The sequence below is a fragment of the Polaribacter marinus genome (assembly GCF_022662535.1).
GTDB classification, from domain to species: Bacteria; Bacteroidota; Bacteroidia; order Flavobacteriales; family Flavobacteriaceae; genus Polaribacter; species Polaribacter marinus.
The window spans coordinates 22,414-41,085 of the sequence record NZ_JAKQYM010000001.1 but is presented as its reverse complement, the minus strand read 5'-3'; the positions used below and the strand labels follow the sequence as shown (position 1 = coordinate 41,085).

The window sequence follows — 18,672 nt, the reverse complement described above, 5'->3', positions numbered from 1 at the left end:
ATCTTTTATTTTAAACGACTCTTTTAGTAAAGCTTCATTTTTAGTTGCATAACAGTAGCAATAGACCTTGCTCTATTTTTCATATTATCTGCTATTGATCCATCAAAAAAAGTGTCAATTGTTTCAAAAAAATACGATGTCCAAATTGTAAAATGTTCTTTCTTAAATTCAACAAAAGCATTTTTATCTACATGCTTTTTCATCACATTGTTAGAATAAGAATAGGTGTCAAAGAGAATATCACTCCAAAAATCGGTGATCACCTCTAAATGGGCTTCTAAGTGATTTTGAGCAACAATTTCTTTGAAAAAGGGAATCATTTTATCATCCACTAATAATTTATCATAAAACTTAGTGATAATGAATTTAATGTCTTTGCGTGATGAAATATCTGGTTTCATTTATAAGTATGAGCTATCAAAAGAAAAAGGCAGTAAAGAAAGTAATGAATCTGTTTTTACAATTTCACCAACTTCCCCCATAAAAAGAACTTCAAAAGGTTGTTTTTGATTGATTTCATATTCAGACAATGTTTGTCTACAGGCACCACAAGGACCAACAGGTTTATCAACCTTAGAAACAGAGGAACTTGCCGAAATAGCTAATTTTATAATTTTTACACCAGGAAAACTTGAACCGGCTTTCCAAATAGCCACTCTTTCTGCACACATTCCAGAAGGATAGGCGGCGCTTTCTTGATTGTTACCTAAAACAATTTCATTATTTTCTAACAATAAAGCTGCTCCAACACTAAATTTCGAATATGGGGCATAAGCTGTTTTTCTAGCTTCAATTGCTTTTTCCATTAATGCCTTGTCATCAGAAGAAAGTTCTGAAAAGTCTTGATAAACTGTAGCGGATGCTGTTACTTCAATTTTTCTCATAAAAGTATAGTGGTCAAAAAAAGCAGCCTTTTTTGACTGCTTTAAATATGGTATAAATTTACTAAAATTTTATGAATTCTAATAATCTTCATAAATTTCTCCTAAATCAAAAGATAAAGAGAAACGCAAAGAGTTTTCTAATGGATTATTTACATCAGAAGCATTGATTAAATATGATAAATCTATATTTAAAGCGTTGGTTTTAAAACCACCACCTAAAGTAAAATATTGTCTATTTCCTTTATCTTGACTTTCATGAAAATACCCTGTTCTTAAGGCAAAGGCATTATTGTATAAATACTCTGCACCAAAAGCATAAGTAAATTCTTTAAGTTCTTCGCTAAATCCTCCAGGAGCATCTCCAAAAGAACTAAACATTCCTTCTACCCAACCTTTATCTCTTTCAGAACCGTCTCCTTGTGGAGTTGGCACTAATAGTTTTGTAAATTCTAAAGTAGTAGAAATAATATTATAATCGTCTAAAATAAAATCGAAACCACCCCCTAATTTTAAGTTTGTTGGTATAAAATCTTCTTGACCAGGCGTATAAGAAACCTTAGGCCCAATATTAGCAATATTAAATCCTAGTCTATAACGTCCGTTAAAGTTTCCGTAATTTTCTTCTAAAGATTGATAAAAACCAGATACATCTACTCCGAATGAATTTATAGGTTGTAATGAATTCCCTGAAGTTCCGTTAAACGCTAAATTAGATCGAATATACTTTAATGAAACTCCCATAGAAAAAGTTTCACTTAATTTTAAAGCATAAGCTCCAGAAATGACAAACTCATTAGGATTGATGGTTCCGTTTGGATTCCCAAGATTGTCTGTTAAATCTATTTGCCCCAAAGAAAAATATTTAAAGTCTGCACCCCAAGCTGAATTTTCGCTAAGTCTATTTATATAAGAACCACTTCCAATAAAAATATCATCTGTTAAATTACGCAACCAAGGAGAATACGTTATTCCTGTTTTTATTTGTCTACTACTAAAAGCTATTTTTGCAGGATTATGAAAAAGAGACCAAGCATCTGCCGATGTTGCTACTCCAATATCTCCCATACCACCTGATCTTGCATCGGGCACAATTAATAAAAAAGGTGCTGCTGTTGTAATTGCATTTTCTTGTGCTTGAGTTTTAAACACGTATAAAACACATATAATTAAACATAATCCTAATTTCTTCATTTTGTTTTTTTTTGTTAAGTTGGCAAATATCTAATTTTTATTGAAGTATTACTAATTTTTCGTACTTCTCTGAAACTAAATTACTTGTTGTTGATTTTACTTTTAATTTATAAATATATACTCCTTTTCCAATTTTATTGCCAAAATCGTCTAAACCATTCCAGGTAATATTTCTAGATAAATTACCGGTAGTTTGTACATTTTGATTGATTGTTTTTACCAATTTCCCAGAAACCGTAAAAATTTGAACTTGCACCTCTAAAGGTTCATTAGGTTTGTTGTGATTGAACCAAAACTCTGTATAATTTACAAAAGGATTTGGATAATTTAAAACATTTTCTAGGTTTAAAATTGCATCACTAACAACCACGAAATTTAACGTAGCCTCAGATGAATTATTGTATGTATCCCAAGCTTTTAATTTTAAACTGTGTGGTCCTACGGATAAATCTCTTAATCTATAAGTAACTTTTCCGTTGGTAAAATCATTTAATTCTGTTTGATAAAAATCGTTTAGTACAATAGGGTTTGTTGCATCACCGTCTAAGATTGCAACAATATCATGATCTACAGCAGTAATTGAGGTGTTAATTCCGCTAACATCAAATAAGGTTACAATTAAATTTGGCGAAACGTTTGTGTTTCCTCCATCAATAAAAGACTCATCATTCATAAATAATTTTATCTCTGGACCTAAAGTGTCTTCTGGTGCATCTTCATTAATTCCACCTACAACAACATCAAAATTATACCCAGCCTTATCAATTTCTCCATTTTCTGCATAAAAACTTAGCTTTCCTTTTCCGTATGCTATTTTAACATCTTTTGGAACAATAAAATCGAAACTAAAAACACCATTTTCTACTGTTGATTTTCCTCTAAAAAGTTTACTATCTCTAGTATCAAAATTCATAATTATCCCAAATCCATCATTATCTAAAGTTGTTTTATCAATGGGTTTGTCAAAAACGGTTGTAGATAACGTTCCGTTAAAACTGGTTAAAGTTGTATTTGTATTATCTGTAACAACACCTTCAAACTTAACTTTAGCCAAGGCTTTTAGAGTATCTATAGATTGTGTTATTAACACATCGTTCATTTTTGTGATTCTCACATTGGGTTTTGGAATGGCCAATTTCATTGCAGGATCTCCAAAAGAATAGATAAAGAATTTTTGCGAGCTCGAAAATTGATTTTTTGTTTCTAGCAATGCCTCAGAAATGGTAAAGTCTTCATTATTAAAACTTAACAGTTTTCGAATCAACTGTTCGTTAAAATTTTGTCCTATTGAAATAAAAACTTCTCTAGTTGTGGTAATCATATTTGCGGCACCTCCAGATTTATTCCATAAAGTTAATTCGCCAGCAGTAATTCTATTTGGATTATCGAATCTAGAAAAATCGCAGGTAACCGTAATTAAAAGAGGTAGGATATTAAAGTTATTAAAATCTTGAATTTGTGGTTTTTCTAAAAATCTTTCGGAAGCAAAACCATCTTCTCCTCCATGACCAAAATAATCGAACACTAGAGTTCCTTTTTCAATGGCATTAGAAATTGCTTTTTTTACGTCCGGATAACGTTCTCCTCCAGAAGAATTTTGTTGCACATAAGCATCTGCATAAATTTTATTGATATTAAAAATGGGTTTGCTGTTCTTTATTTCATCTGCAATAGATTCAACACCTTGTTGTATCACCTCTTCTCCAACCGCATCAATATCATCTGCAAGTAAAGTAATGGTATTTCTCCAGTCTCCTATAGACTGTTTTGCATAATAGTTAAGAATCTTATCTACCACATCTTTTGCCTGAGAAATTGTAGAAACAGGAATTCTACTAGAAGCTACATCTACCGTATGAGAAGTCAACATATTTCCTTCATTTGCATCCAGCATTACAAAAAAATCATCTGTAACATATGAACTGGCAAGATTAAAACTAGTTTCTGCTAATTTTACAGGAATAATATTATTATTTCCAGGTAATCGATCTTTATAATCATAAGAAGCATCTCCAAAAAAGCATACATATTTTAATTTTTCAGCAGTAGTAGAGCTTCCGTCATACAAATGCTTTATAAAATCTCTAATTCCTGTAATGTCTCTAGCACCTGATGAAAATTCGTTAAAAATCTCATCAATCAAGACAACTTTTGTTGTTAAGTTTGAATTATTTTGATGATAGTCTGCCAATCGTTGAGCTTCTTGAGAAAGTTCTGAATTTGTGATCACTAAGTAATTAATAGCACTTAAACCATGTAAGTTTTGATTTGCAACTTTAGCATTATCCACAGTTTCTGGAATATAAAAATCTGATTGATCTAGAGCAACATACTCTCTTAGCACACCTCCGTTATCTTTGAACACAAAATCGCTAGATGTACTTTCATTTGTTATTATTTTAGGAGATGAATAATTGGTAACATCCCATAACTGAAATAAAGCACTTCCATTATTAATATGATATTCTACAATTCCCGTTGTATTTGCTTGCTCAAAACTCCTAAATGAAAATTGATAATCTGAAAAAGACAATTGTTTTTTCCCCACAATTTCTATAAAATCTAAATACGCATTGGCAGATGGATTACCATTATTATTATAGGTCAGAGATATATTAATGTTTGTAGAATTATTGGAGATATTTGCAGATCTTTCTGAAGCCTGTGCTTGTGTTAAAGAACCAGAAATTACAGCTGGATAATTAATTGTATAAATAGCTTGACCATTAACGGTTACATCCATAGAAGATGGAGAAACAGAATTAGAAACGCCTCTAATACGCACATTAAGATCTTCATTTAAAACTGCATTAGGAAAGGGAATATTTAAATTTAAGACATTCTCCACACTAAACCCTTCTCCAAACCACTGTGTTCCAACACCAAATAAATTTACTTCTTCTTTTTCATAAAAAGTAAAATCATCAAAAACATTTATTTGTGTAAGCACACTTCCGGTAACCGTGGTTTTTGGCTCAATCCTTTTTCCATCATCATTGTTTACTGTAATAAAGTAATACGCTTTATCAGAATAAATATTTTGTCTGTGATTTGCTGTTTCATTATTGCTGTCTACTTTCCAATCGTGAGGCCCTTTCGCATAAAACAAAATATAATCATTTGAATCAAAAGAACCATCAGCTTCTCCTTCTATATAAATTGCATTTTCAATAAGATCTTCCTTTCTAGAATCACTATTTAAAACAGGAATAAGTGTTCCTCCGTTTCCATAAATATGGATTTTTTTAGGATTTAAGTTGTTGGTAGACACCCCTATTTGTTGCAATAAATTTCTATCAATTTTAAAAACGCCTGTTGTATCAACAGAAAATTTATACCAATCACCAGAAGATAGTACAGAATTAGTCACTTGCGAAACGCTTGTAATACTAATAAGACAAACAAAAAGTAGTAAAATTTTATTTTTCATAATTCAATATTCAAAGAACGCAAATATTTTGAAGATATTTTAGTACTTACAAAGATAAATTATACTAAACTAAAAATGCAATCGTTAAATAGATTGAGAGTAAAAAAAGGATGCGTTAAATTTTAGAAATTACTTGTAAGAAAGTAATATTATTGTAAATTGCATCGCTATAACAAAACCTTATCAATTTCAATTAGGAAATGAAAAACGTATTAAAAATAACATTAGTAGCTTTAACAACATTACTTTTAGCTAACTGTAATAGATCTAGTTCTGGAAAATCATCTTTAACAGGCTTATCTTTTAATGATCCTAAAAACGGTAATTTTATCAGAGGAAAATCTTTTAAAGGAGAAAAACCACCTTTAGGGATGGTTACTATTGAAGGAGGTTCTTTTACAATGGGACAAGTACAAGATGATGTAATGTTTGATTGGAACACTACGCCAAAAAAATTACATGTTCGTTCTTTTTTTATGGACGAAGCAGAAGTTACAAATTCAGAATACTTTTTATATGTACAATATATAAAACAAGCTTTTCCTCCTTCAGAAGAAAAGTACAAGCATATATATAACTCTGTTTTACCAGACACTTTAGTTTGGAGAAAAAGTTTAGGAAATACTGATATTCTTTCAGAAAATTATTTTCGTCACCCAGCATATGCAGATTATCCTGTAGTGGGTGTAAGTTGGTTACAAGCTAACGAATATTGTAAATGGCGTACCAACGCTGTCAATCTTAAAACGTTAATAGACAAAGGTCATATCAAAAACATTTTTGAGAATGATACCATTAGCAATTTCTTTGATACGGATGTTTTCTTAACAGATGACAGCAAACTTTTTAATGGAGATACTACCGTTTATAAACGTGGAGTTAGAACAGCAAGAAGAAAAGGAGATCCAAAACCTTCAAAGGATGCTTTTCAAGGAAGAAAAATTACAAAGGCAGACGGAATTTTACAACAAAAATTTAGATTACCAACTGAAGCTGAGTGGGAATTTGCAGCAAAAGCAAATGTAGAAAACAGAGAATACAATAACATTAGAGGTAGAAAAAAATATGCTTGGGATGGTAAATATTCTAGAGATAAAAGCAAAAGATTTAGAGGTGATCAGTTAGCCAACTTTAAACAAGGTGAAGGAGATTATAGCGGATTGTCAGGATGGAGTTCTGATGGAGCGGATATTCCTATTAGAATAAAATCTTACCCTCCAAATGGATTTGGTTTATACGATATGTCTGGAAATGTAGCAGAATGGACAGCGGATGTTTACAGACCTATCATAGACAATGAAGCAAATGACTTTAATTATTTTAGAGGAAATATTTTTACTAAAAAAATGATTAGTGAAGATGGTAAGGTTGTCATTGCTGGTAATACAGAAGATGCAGAAATAGAATACGATACATTGCCAAATGGTAAAATTGTTCCAAAACAGTTACCAGGTACAATCAAATACATCCCAATCACTAAAGATGATACAACATTAAGAAGAAACTTTATGGTTTCTGATAACTCTAACATTAAAGATGGTGATTTGTATTCTTCTAGATTTTATGAAGATGATGAAGAGCAATTTGCTTCTAGACCAAGCATGTATAACTCTCCTCACAAACCAACAAGTATTATAGATTCTATTACAGGTAGAAAAAAGTTTATAAACGACAATAAAAATCGTACTACTTTGATCAGTGACAGAACAAGAGTATACAAAGGTGGTTCTTGGGCAGATAGAGAATACTGGTTAGATCCTGCTCAAAGAAGATTTTTACCAGAATACTTAGCAACTAACTACATCGGTTTTAGATGTGTTACCGATAAAATTGGACCTATGACCAATGAGAAAAGAAAAGCTAGAAATCCTAGTAGATAAAATAAAACATTAAAATTATTAGCCTCATTGTTGTCAAAAACAATGAGGTTTTTTTTATATTTAAAAAATGAAAATTGAAGCTATTTACCAGTTATATTCAAAAGAATTTCTTGTAGACACAGATACAAGAAACATTAGAAAGAACACTATTTTCTTTGCTTTAAAAGGTGATAATTTTAACGGAAATACATTTGCAGAGCAAGCATTAAAACTTGGCGCTAAGTGTGCTATTGTAGATGAAAAAGAATATTGTGTGCATAAAAATAGTATTCTTGTAGATAATGTTTTAGAAACATTACAAAAACTAGCAAGTTATCACAGAAGGCAATTAAAACTCCCAATAATTGGACTAACAGGTAGTAATGGCAAAACCACTACCAAAGAATTAATAAATACAGTTTTAGTTACTAAATATAAAACAGTAGCTACAAAAGGCAACCTTAACAATCATATAGGCGTACCCCTTACACTACTTTCTATGACTCCTAATACAGAAATTGGTATTGTAGAGATGGGCGCAAATCATCAAAAAGAAATTGATTTTTTATGTTCTATTTGTGCACCAGATTTTGGATACATTACCAATTTTGGAAAAGCACATTTAGAAGGATTTGGAGGAATCGAAGGAGTTATTGAAGGAAAAAGTGAACTTTATAATTATTTAGAAACAAATCATAAAATTGCTTTTGTAAATACGAATGATGCCATTCAAGTTGAAAAGACAAAAAACATTCAATCTATTTGTTTTGATACGGATAATTTACAATTTGTAGAAGTCAATCCTTTTGTAAAATTATCCTATAAAGACACCTTAATTCAAAGCAATTTAATAGGAAAATACAATTATACAAACATAGCTGCTGCCATTAGCATTGGTGAATATTTCAACATAAATATAAGTGATATTAAAACAGCCATAGAAAACTACGTTCCCAAAAACAATCGTTCTCAAATCATTACAACCAAAGAAAATGAAATTATTTTAGATGCTTATAATGCAAACCCTTCTAGCATGAAAGCTGCTTTAGAAAACTTTGCTAGTATCCATAAAAAATCAAAAACAATTATCTTGGGCGATATGTTTGAATTAGGTGAAACAAGCATTAAAGAACATCAAGAAATTATCGATTTAGCCAACTCAATGGATTTTGAAAATCGTTTTTTTATAGGTCAACTATTTTACAAAACTGTAAATTCCAATGCATTTAAAACTTTTGAAGATTTCAAAAATTATATTAAAAAACATCCTTTAAAAAACGCATCTATTTTAATAAAAGGCTCTAGAGGCATGCAATTAGAAAGACTATTAGATTTTATTAATTGATATTTTTTTTATGATATGCTAATAAATTATCAATAGGTCTTTGAATAACATCCGTTATTTTTAAATCGTATTTATTTGCCACTTTTTCTAAAATATCTCTAAAGTAAAAAGCGATAGAACCTATAAAATAAACAGGCGTTTCGGAGGTCTTATTGTAAGGTAAGATTCTACATTTAAAAAACTCTTGAAATCCTTTTTTAATGATTTTCTTAATATATTTATCCTCTTTATAATCAAACATAAATTTAGCAAAAGAAGCCAAGTACATATTTGGGTTTGTTTCCCTATATAAGTTTTGTTTTATATAATCTGCATCTAAATTAAATTCTTTTTCAAACTGTGCAGCAATTTTTTTTGGCATTTTTTTGTAATAATAATCGATGATTAGTTTTTTACCAAAATGATTACCACTTGCTTCATCCATTAGGATATATCCCAGAGAAGGCACCAACATTTCCATATTTTCGCCATTAAAATAGCAGCTATTAGAGCCTGTTCCCAAAATACAAACTATCGCAGGTTCTTTTCCTGTAGCAGCATAAACAGCTGCTAAGGTATCTTCTGCTATACATATTTTTGCATTTACAAAAATAGCTTGTAAAACTTTGCGTAAAATTTCTACAGGTTTCGGTGTACCACAGCCCGCTCCATAAAAATGAATCTCAGCAACCTCCTCTTTAATATGTATCAATTGAAACATATTTATGATCCTATTATGTAACTCTTCTGCTGCCACAACAGCAGGATTTAAACCAAGTGTTCTTACTCTAAAAGCTTCGTTTTTTGAATTATCTAAAGCAATCCAATCTGCTTTAGTAGAACCACCATCTGCAATTAAAATCATATTCATATATTTAGGAAACCAAATATATCATAAGAAAACGTCATACACAATAGCCTTATAAAACTCAATCGTTTTCGTATAATTTTAAAGATAATTTATTCTTTTGAATATTGTAAATTTGCCAAAAAGTAATTCAATGATATTTTTTAAAAACAAACAAATTCCATTAGCTGATTTTTTTCCTGAAGGTTTTGTAGATATTCATTCTCATCTACTTCCAGGAATTGATGATGGTGCTAAAAGCTTAGAAAATAGTATCGATTTGATCAAAAAAATGTCTTCTTACGGAATTAAAAATTTTATAACTACACCTCATGTTTTAGGTGATGTGTATCCAAATTCTTCTAAAACCATAAAAAACAAGTTAGAAGAAGTTAGAAATGAATTGAAGGCAAGAGAAATTTCCGACATTTCTATTCATGCAGCTGCAGAATACATGATGGATGAACAATTTTCGGACTTGTTAGCTAAGGATGACATTCTACCCTTAAAGGACAATTATATCTTAGTAGAAATGTCTTATTTTAACGCTCCATTTAATTTGTATGATATCTTATTTGAGATTCAATTAAAAGGCTATAAACCAGTATTAGCACATCCAGAGCGCTATAATTTTTATCACACTCATTTTGAAAGTTATTATAAACTTAAAAAAGCAGGCTGTTTATTTCAGTTAAACTTACTGTCTTTAACCGAACAGTACGGGAAACATGTACAAAAAGTAAGTGCAAAATTATTAAAAGAAAACATGTACGATTTTGTAGGATCAGATACCCATCATCAAAGTCATTTAAACTTATTAAAAAAAATTGGGACTAAAAAAACATTCAAAAGTATTGAACACTTATTAAACAATAACAAAAAGTTTATTCATTCGTTATCCCAATAAAAAACAAAAGGTATCACTACCTAACTGTCATCTCCAACGAGACATAATGAACAACCTCATTGATATCCAAACGTCATCCCGAAATGAGCCATCAGGCGAATGAGGGATCTCACTTTTAGGAACTAAAAACCATAAGATTTCTCGTCGCTCATACTTCACTCTGTCGAAATGACTTTGGAACTTTTAAAGTAATAGCAGGTCATCCCGAACGAAGTATGAGGAGGGATCTCATTAACCTCCAAACATCATCCCGAAATGAGTCTATAAGACGATTGAGGGATCATATTATTAATTACTATCAAGTATGAGATTTCTCGTCGCTCATACTTCTCTCTGTCGAAATGACTTTGGTGTTCTTTAAAAACCGAATGTCATCCCGAACCAAGTATGAGGAGGGATCTCACTAACCCCCATACATCATCCCGAAATAAGCCATCAGGCGAATGAGGGATCTTATTATTAATTACTATCAAGGATGAGATTTCTCGTCGCTCATACTTCACTCTGTCGAAATGACTTTGGAGGTCTTTAATAACCACATGTCATCCCGAACGAAGCATGAGGAGGGATCTCACTAACCCCAAAACGTCATCCCGAAATGAGTCTATAAGACGATTGAGGGATCTTGATAATAATTACTGTCAAGTATGAGATTTCTCGTCGCTCATGCTTCGCTCTGTCGAAATGACTTTGGTGTTCTTTAAAAACCGAATGTCATCCCGAACGAAGTATGAGGAGGGATCTCACTAACACCCAAACGTCATCCCGAAATAAGCCATCAGGCGAATGAGGGATCTTAATATCAATTACTATCAATTATAAGATTTCTCGTCGCTCATACTTCGCGCTGTCGAAATGACTTTGGAGGTCTTTAATAACCACATGTCATCCCGAACGAAGCATGAGGAGGAATCTCACTAACACCCAAACGTCATCCCGAAATGAGTCTATAAGACGAATGAGGGATCTTATTATTAATTACTATCAAGGATGAGATTTCTCGTCGCTCATACTTCACTCTGTCGAAATGACTTTGGAGGTCTTTAATAACCACATGTCATCCCGAACGAAGCATGAGGAGGGATCTCACTAACCCCAAAACGTCATCCCGAAATGAGCCATCAGGCGATCTACTATCAATTATGAGATTTCTCGTCGCTCATGCTTCGCTCTGTCGAAATGACTTTGGTGTTCTTTAATAACCACATGTCATCCCGAACGAAGCATGAGGAGGGATCTCACTAACCCCAAAACATCATTCCGAAATGAGTCCATTAAACGAATGAGGGATCTTATTATTAATGACTATCAAGTATAAGATTTCTCATCGCTCATGCTTCGCTCTGTCGAAATGACTTTGGAACTTTTAAAGTAATTCTATGTCATCCCGAACGAAATATGAGGAGGGATCTCCTCACTTTTAAAAACAAAAAAAAAGGAAGCCATATAGCTTCCTTTTTTTTTAAATATTACTTAAATATTTTTTGATACCAAGGTTTCTTTTCATTTTCAACATATCCGTATCCGTATCCGTATCCGTATCCGTATCCGTATCCGTATCCGTATCCGTATCCGTATCCGTATCCTCTAGACATATCCGTATCATTTAATACCACAGCCATGTTTGGTAATTTTTTCTCTTGATATAAGGTTTGAGGCACCATTAACATTCGCTTATCCAAATAGTTGGCCCTAGCCACATATAAAAACATATCTGCATATTTAGCTACTAATAATGTATCTGTTACTAGATTTACAGGAGCCGTATCTACAATAATATAATCATACTCATTCTTAACTTGATCAAACAATTCTTTCACCCTTTCTGTAAGTAATAATTCTGCAGGGTTGGGTGGAATGACCCCTGAAGCAATGATATCTAATCCTTTTATTTCAGGAATAGAAAATGTCACATCTTTCAAGGTGATATCTGTATTTGTAATAAAGTTGGTAATTCCTTTTCTTTCCGGAATCCCTAAATATTCGGTTACCTTGGGAGCTCTTAAGTCCATCCCAAGCAACAATACTTTTTTATTATTGAGTGATAAAGCAGCCGCTAAATTGATAGAAATAAATGACTTTCCTTCTCCACTGGTCGTAGACGTAACAAATATGGTCTTTCCTTTTTCCTTATTTACAGAACTAGGAAGCATAAAATCTAAGTTGGTTCTAATCAATCGAAATGCTTCTGCAGTACTCGATCTAGCATCTTTTCCAATCACCACCTTATCATCCGTTTCAGCATGAGGTACATCTCCTAAAAAAGGAATCTTTGTAGCCTCTTCAATATCCTTACGAGAATGTATTTTGGTGTCTAATAAATTCTTTATATATATATAAATAAATGGTACTAACAGCCCCAATAGTAAAGCGGCTAAATAAATAATTTTTCTTTTAGGAGATACTGGAATCCCGTTCCCATAAGCATAATCAATAATTTTGGCATTAGGAACCGTAACCGCTAAGGAAATGGCGGTTTCTTCTTTTTTCTTTAACAAATAAGAATACAGTCCTGCAATGATTTCTTGTTGTCTAGCAATGTCTATAAACCCTCTTTCTAAGCTTGGAATGGCAGATACTTTTTTATTTACTTGAGTTGCAAATTTATTCAATTCACTTAATTGAGATTTCAGGGATAAAATATAATTTTTGATGCTTTTCATCAAGTTACTTCTTTGCAAAAGCACTTCTTTTTGGTACTGAATTAAGCTAGGGTTTTCTTTCCCTGCGGTAAGTGCTAAATTATTTTTTCTACTCACCAAAGTATTATAGCCAATAATAGATTCTGAAATTTTCGCGTCTTTAAAACCTAAGTTTGGGGGCAATGTTTGATCTTCCGATATGGCTTCACTATCAATTTGTTCCATGATTCCCTCCGCTAAAATCAACTCCGAATTTATTTCAATGATTTTAACATTATTTTCAGAGGCATTCTTAAGAGTAAGCTCCCCCTCACTAGAGAGTCCTGTAATCTTATTTTCATCTTTAAAATTTTTGACTCTGTCTTGTATCACTCGTAAATCTTCAGCAATTTTCTCCAAGCGTTCGGTTATAAAATCCCTGGTCTTTTCAGAAACCTCACTCTTATCATTAATGGCATCAATATTATACTGTCGTACCAATTCATTCAAAAAATCTTCTGCTCGTTCTACTACAGGGTCATTTATAGAAAGTTTCAACACACTCGAATTTTTATTTACAGGTGTTATAGCAATTTTACCTATATAACTATCGATAACCGTAGATTTTCTTCTTACAACTATATAAAAAGAATTTCCTACAGATTTTAAATCACCAACTTTCGTTATATAAAAGAAACCTCCCTTATATTTTATTTTTTCATCAAAAGAAAACTTCCCCAATTGATCACCTTCATCATTATTTAAAACAAAATGATTCTCATCTATTTTTGATACCACAAACAAAGTATCTAATTTAGGTGCTTCCAAATGATCTTCTTCAAAATGAAAACGTATAGGCGATTTTGTATAAATATCCGTTTTCTTTATCCTTCCTTCTACAAAATAATTGACATTTAATTTTAAGGAATCTACTACATTTCCAACAATTTTTCGAGACTTTAAAATTTCAATTTCATTATCCGTATTATTAGCAGACGCTCCTCCAATAATCCCTAAATCTTTAAAAGCAGATAATTCTTGAGAAATCCCTGACTTTTGATTGTCTTTAATCAGAATAGAAGTGCTCGCACTGTATTGAGCTGTGCTATAACGCAAATAGAAAAAGGCAACAATCAGGGCTATAAAGCCCCCTAAAACAAACTTTCTCCAATGAAAGAGGTATTTTTCAACCTCGTCTCTAATATTAAGGGTATCGTTCTCATGTAACTCTGAAAAATGTTCTTTGTTTAACTCCATATTATCTTATTAAGATTGAAATTATCGTCATGACCAATCCAGTAATGGAAATAAATAAACTGGTATTGGAATTACTTGAAGCAGACTGGATTCTAGCATAGTTTTGCTCTACATAGACCACATCATTTTGCTGTAAGTAAAAGACTGGTGAGGTATTGATTTTATTGGACAAAAGATCGACTCTGTATTGTACTTTCTTATTCCCCTCTTCCCGTTGTACCATGATATTATTTCGCTGGGCAGAAATGTTCAAATCTCCTGCTAGCGCAATGGCATCAATGATGGAAATTCGTTCATTTGGTATGGTATAAGTCCCAGGTTTTTGTACATCCCCCAATACCGCTATTTTATAATTGGTAATACGGATGTTGATGGTCGGGTCTTTTACATAAGTAGGGTCTAACTTATCTTTAAATAATTGTATGGCTTCTTCTCGTGTCAAACCTCCTATTTGCAAACTACCTAAAACAGGGAAATCAATTCGTCCTTTAGAATCTACCAAATAAGATTGTTGCATGGCTTGCCCAACAGCTCTATCAGTGGTTATTGAATAAGATACTACCGGTAGGTTAAAGGGTTGTACAGCCTCTACATCTATAGCAGAAATATTAATAATTAACAAATCATCTGGCTTAATAATGGTTTGGTAACTATTGTTTACCAAGGCTTGATCAATTTCGTCATTTTGAAAATATACAATGTCTTTTTTGGAAACGCAAGCTCCCAAAAGAAACAAAGCAATCAAAAGTAAAAAAGGCATCTTTTTCTGTAATCTCATATAATTCATACACTTCTTTTTTTGCAAAAATAATATTTTAATTTGACTTGTTAATCTTTTGCATCTAACTTTTCATAGATCGAATTGTTCGACTTATATTCAAGAACGATTTCTTTTAGCAAACCAACAATTTCTGCATTTTTTAAGGTTTGATGATCAACGCAAAGTTGATTTATTTTTAATTGCATAAGGTGGCAATCCATTTCTTGAGGCTTGGCAATCATAATTTTTTCATGATATGTTTTTGTAGTATCCTCACCATTTGCCAATAATTCTTCATATAGCTTCTCCCCGGGTCTTAAACCTGTAATCTGAATATCGATATCTTCTGGATACTTCAATCCTGAAAGAGAAATCATTCTTTTTGCCATTTCAAATATTTTTACAGATTTCCCCATATCAAAAATATAAATCTCTCCTCCTACCCCCATTGTTCCCGCCTCTAGCACCAACCTACAGGCTTCTGGTATGGTCATAAAATACCGAGTAATGTCTTGATGAGTTACCGTTAAAGGTCCTCCGTTTTCAATCTGTTTTTTAAACAAAGGAATTACAGAGCCGTTAGAACCTAAAACGTTTCCAAAACGAGTTATTGTAAATTTAGTTTTTTCGGCTTCTTTACTTAAGCAACTTATATACATTTCTGCCACTCTTTTCGTTGCCCCCATCACATTGGTAGGGTTTACGGCTTTATCCGTAGAAACCATTACAAACCTTTCTACATGATAAATCATAGATAGGTCTGCTATATTTTTAGTGCCAAAAATGTTTATTTTAACTGCTTCATATGGATTTTGTTCCATTAAAGGAACATGTTTATAAGCCGCTGCATGAAATACTTTTTCAGGTAAATATTGCTCAAAAATCTCTTGCATTCTCTTTCGATCTCTCACATCAGCAACAATTACAGTAAAATTCTCAATCCCTTTCAAAGATAATTCTTGTTGTAAATCGTATAGAGGCGATTCTGCTTGATCTATTAAAACCAATTGTTTTAATTTATAGGTTGCTAATTGCCTAGAAATTTCACTTCCAATTGATCCTGCTGCTCCTGTAACAAATATGGTTCTATCTATTACTTCTTTTTTTACAATGGGATTGTCAAAACTTATTTGAGCTCTCCCTAATAAATCATCAATATTAATTTGTTTGATTTGATTTGCTTGCAAATCACCTCCAATCCATTTGGATAATGGTGGCACAATTTTCACTTCTACATTTAACTTTAATAAGTTATCGGTAATCTCTAAAAGGCTATTGGATTTTATATTTTGAATTGAGATAATGACTTCGTTTATGTCGTTATCCTCTATAAAATTAGGATCAATTTTAGAAAGACTGTATATTTTGATTCTGTCAATTTTTTTATCAATCTTATTAGGATCATCATCTATAAAACCCAAAACATTGTATTCGTTATTTCTCTCTCTATTTAACGCCCCATAGGTGATAATTCCAGAATCCCCTGCGCCATAAATCAATACATTTTTTACAGACTTTAATTCTGTTGAAATAATTTCAAAAAAGGTTTTAAAAACATACCTACTGACAATTAAAGAAAAAACAGCTACTAAATAGTGAATCAGAATAATTGACTTTGGGATTGTAAAATTAGGAAAAACACGAAACAGTTGGTTTATAGCAACAATAAACATGATTGTTAAACTAAAAATGGTAACGCCCATAAATACATTAATAGCATCTTTTGTTCCTGTATGCCTAATAATCCCTTTATAAGAGCCTACAATCAAAAAGCTACAACAAGCAACCACAACAATTAGTGGTAACTGCTTTATTAAAGTTGAAGTATCAAAGTCAAAGCTAATATTAAATCGAATGAAATAAGCAATTACAAAAGAAAAGCAAACTAAAAAAATATCAATAAACAACACCACCCATTTAGAAGCGTATTTGTTTAGTACTTTTAAAAAAAAATATCGAACCATTTTCTGTTTTCAAAATAACTCAGCGAATTTACAAAAAATTATTTATGCAAAATGCGATTCTTTTGGATTCCCCATAAGATCAACAAAACTGATATTCTGATATTCCTACAAAAAAGATTACTTCGTCGTACCTCCTCGGAATAACAGTAATAACACGTCATTGTGAGTGCAACGAAGCAATCTGTTGAAAATAGAAAGACTATTTCATAGTTACCTCCTCCCGATAATAATAGTAAATTTTTCCTTAACTTTTTCTTGATAAAAAGTTACAAAAATCAATTCCTGTCATAGGAAATTCTTGCAGAACATTCACTTTCAACACTTCATGCGTTACACTACGTGTCGCACTTCCGTGTCTTCGCTCTTTATTTCTTTTGACAGGACCACTTCCTAAAAAAGATTGATATTCCTACAAAAAAGATTACTTCGTCGTACCTCCTCGTAATGACGATAGAAAGATTCATTGGTAATAAATCCTTCGTAAGGTGATTATTTTACCAATTTCATGATGGCCTCAGCAATTCTACTTCTATCCTCATCGGTTAAATTAGATCCTGAAGGCAAGCACAATCCTTTTTCAAATAATGTTTCTGCTTCTTTAGCCCCATAATATTCACAATTCTTAAAAACAGGTTGCAAGTGCATGGGTTTCCATAATGGACGTGCCTCTATGTTCTCCTTTTCTAATTGTAGTCTAAGGTCTTCTCTAGTAAACCCTGTAATTTCAGCATCAATAACAACACAACTCAACCAATGATTCGAATAAAAGTCTGCGGTTGGCTCTGCAAAAACAGTAACGCCTTTTACATCTTTAAAAAGATTTCTATAAAACTGATTGTTTTTTCTACGAAGTGCTACATGTTGATCTAAAACTTCCATTTGCCCCCTACCAATACCTGCAACAATATTGCTCATTCTATAATTGTATCCAATTTCTGAATGTTGGTAATGCGGCGCATTATCTCTAGCCTGTGTTGCTAAAAAAATTGCTTTTTGTTTCATAGCATCGGTTTTACAAACCAAGGCACCTCCTCCAGAGGTTGTAATAATTTTATTTCCATTGAAAGATAAAATCCCAAAATCACCAAAGGTACCACAGTTTTTCCCTCTATAGGTTGCTCCTAAAGCTTCTGCCGCATCCTCTATTAAAATGATTTCATATTTCTTTGCAATGGCAACTATAGCGTCCATTTTTGCAGGCATTCCGTATAAATGCACAACAATCATCGCTTTCGGTTTTTTCCCTTTTTCAATACTCCCTTTAATGGCATCTTCTAAATGGATAGGACAGATATTCCAAGTATCTAATTCACTATCAACAAAAATAGGTTTGGCTCCTAGATAAGTGATGGGATTGGCAGATGCTGAAAATGTCATAGATTGACAAATCACCTCTTCATTTAGTTTGACACCTGACAAAATCAAAGCCAAATGTATTGCTGCTGTACCAGAAGCTAAACATGCTACTTTAGATTCTTCCTTGATATAATTTTCTAAATCTTTTTCAAAACCATTTACGTTGGGTCCTAATGGAGCTACCCAATTGGTGTCAAATGCTTCTTGTACGTATTTTTGCTCCGTTCCTCCCATATGAGGAGATGAGAGCCATATTTTGTTATTCAAGACAA

Annotated in this window: 12 protein-coding genes; 3 read left to right on the top strand and 9 right to left on the bottom strand. The window is 32.2% G+C overall.

The features are described from left to right. Positions 1–23: 23 nt before the first annotated feature. The 4 genes from MC378_RS00170 to porU all read right to left on the bottom strand — a co-directional run bounded on the left by MC378_RS00170 (position 24) and on the right by porU (position 5,505). Positions 24–401: a group III truncated hemoglobin gene (locus tag MC378_RS00170; RefSeq protein ID WP_242176690.1), complete on the bottom strand. Its 378-nt coding sequence runs from the start codon at positions 399–401 to the stop codon at positions 24–26. Continuing rightward, entirely contained in the window at positions 402–884 is a 483-nt protein-coding gene (gene cdd / locus MC378_RS00165; protein WP_242176689.1) for a cytidine deaminase, read from the bottom strand. A 78-nt stretch (positions 885–962) separates the two neighbouring features. Beyond that, positions 963–2,075, bottom strand: coding sequence for a type IX secretion system outer membrane channel protein PorV (gene porV / locus MC378_RS00160; RefSeq protein WP_242176688.1), 1,113 nt, complete (start codon positions 2,073–2,075; stop codon positions 963–965). Positions 2,076–2,112: 37 nt separating this feature from the next. Next, positions 2,113–5,505 (bottom strand): type IX secretion system sortase PorU, encoded by a 3,393-nt coding sequence (gene porU / locus MC378_RS00155; RefSeq protein ID WP_242176687.1) that lies wholly within the window; start codon positions 5,503–5,505, stop codon positions 2,113–2,115. Between the two features lie 200 nt (positions 5,506–5,705). On the opposite strand from porU, the gene gldJ reads away from it, so the two are divergent. Continuing rightward, positions 5,706–7,385: a gliding motility lipoprotein GldJ gene (gene gldJ / locus MC378_RS00150; protein WP_242176685.1), complete on the top strand. Its 1,680-nt coding sequence runs from the start codon at positions 5,706–5,708 to the stop codon at positions 7,383–7,385. Positions 7,386–7,452: 67 nt separating this feature from the next. Beyond that, on the top strand, positions 7,453–8,709 hold the full coding sequence (locus MC378_RS00145; protein ID WP_242176683.1) for a UDP-N-acetylmuramoyl-tripeptide--D-alanyl-D-alanine ligase: 1,257 nt from the start codon (positions 7,453–7,455) through the stop codon (positions 8,707–8,709). Here MC378_RS00145 and MC378_RS00140 read toward each other — a convergent pair. After that, positions 8,702–9,553 (bottom strand): N-acetylglucosamine kinase, encoded by an 852-nt coding sequence (locus MC378_RS00140; RefSeq protein WP_242176682.1) that lies wholly within the window; start codon positions 9,551–9,553, stop codon positions 8,702–8,704. The genes MC378_RS00145 and MC378_RS00140 overlap by 8 nt on opposite strands. A 136-nt stretch (positions 9,554–9,689) precedes the next feature. Here MC378_RS00140 and MC378_RS00135 point away from each other — a divergent pair, with 136 nt between their 5' ends. Next, positions 9,690–10,442: a tyrosine-protein phosphatase gene (locus tag MC378_RS00135; protein ID WP_242176681.1), complete on the top strand. Its 753-nt coding sequence runs from the start codon at positions 9,690–9,692 to the stop codon at positions 10,440–10,442. Between the two features lie 1,469 nt (positions 10,443–11,911). Here the strand turns inward: MC378_RS00135 and MC378_RS00130 are convergent. The 4 genes from MC378_RS00130 to MC378_RS00115 all read right to left on the bottom strand — a co-directional run bounded on the left by MC378_RS00130 (position 11,912) and on the right by MC378_RS00115 (position 18,667). After that, positions 11,912–14,320: a GumC family protein gene (locus MC378_RS00130; RefSeq protein WP_242176680.1), complete on the bottom strand. Its 2,409-nt coding sequence runs from the start codon at positions 14,318–14,320 to the stop codon at positions 11,912–11,914. 1 nt (position 14,321) lies between these two features. Then, on the bottom strand, positions 14,322–15,107 hold the full coding sequence (locus tag MC378_RS00125) for a polysaccharide biosynthesis/export family protein (protein WP_242176679.1): 786 nt from the start codon (positions 15,105–15,107) through the stop codon (positions 14,322–14,324). 41 nt (positions 15,108–15,148) lie between these two features. Further along, a complete protein-coding gene (locus MC378_RS00120) occupies positions 15,149–17,044 on the bottom strand; it encodes a polysaccharide biosynthesis protein (protein ID WP_242176678.1) in 1,896 nt (631 codons plus the stop codon). A gap of 489 nt (positions 17,045–17,533) precedes the next feature. Then, entirely contained in the window at positions 17,534–18,667 is a 1,134-nt protein-coding gene (locus MC378_RS00115; protein WP_242176677.1) for a DegT/DnrJ/EryC1/StrS family aminotransferase, read from the bottom strand. Positions 18,668–18,672: the final 5 nt, after the last annotated feature.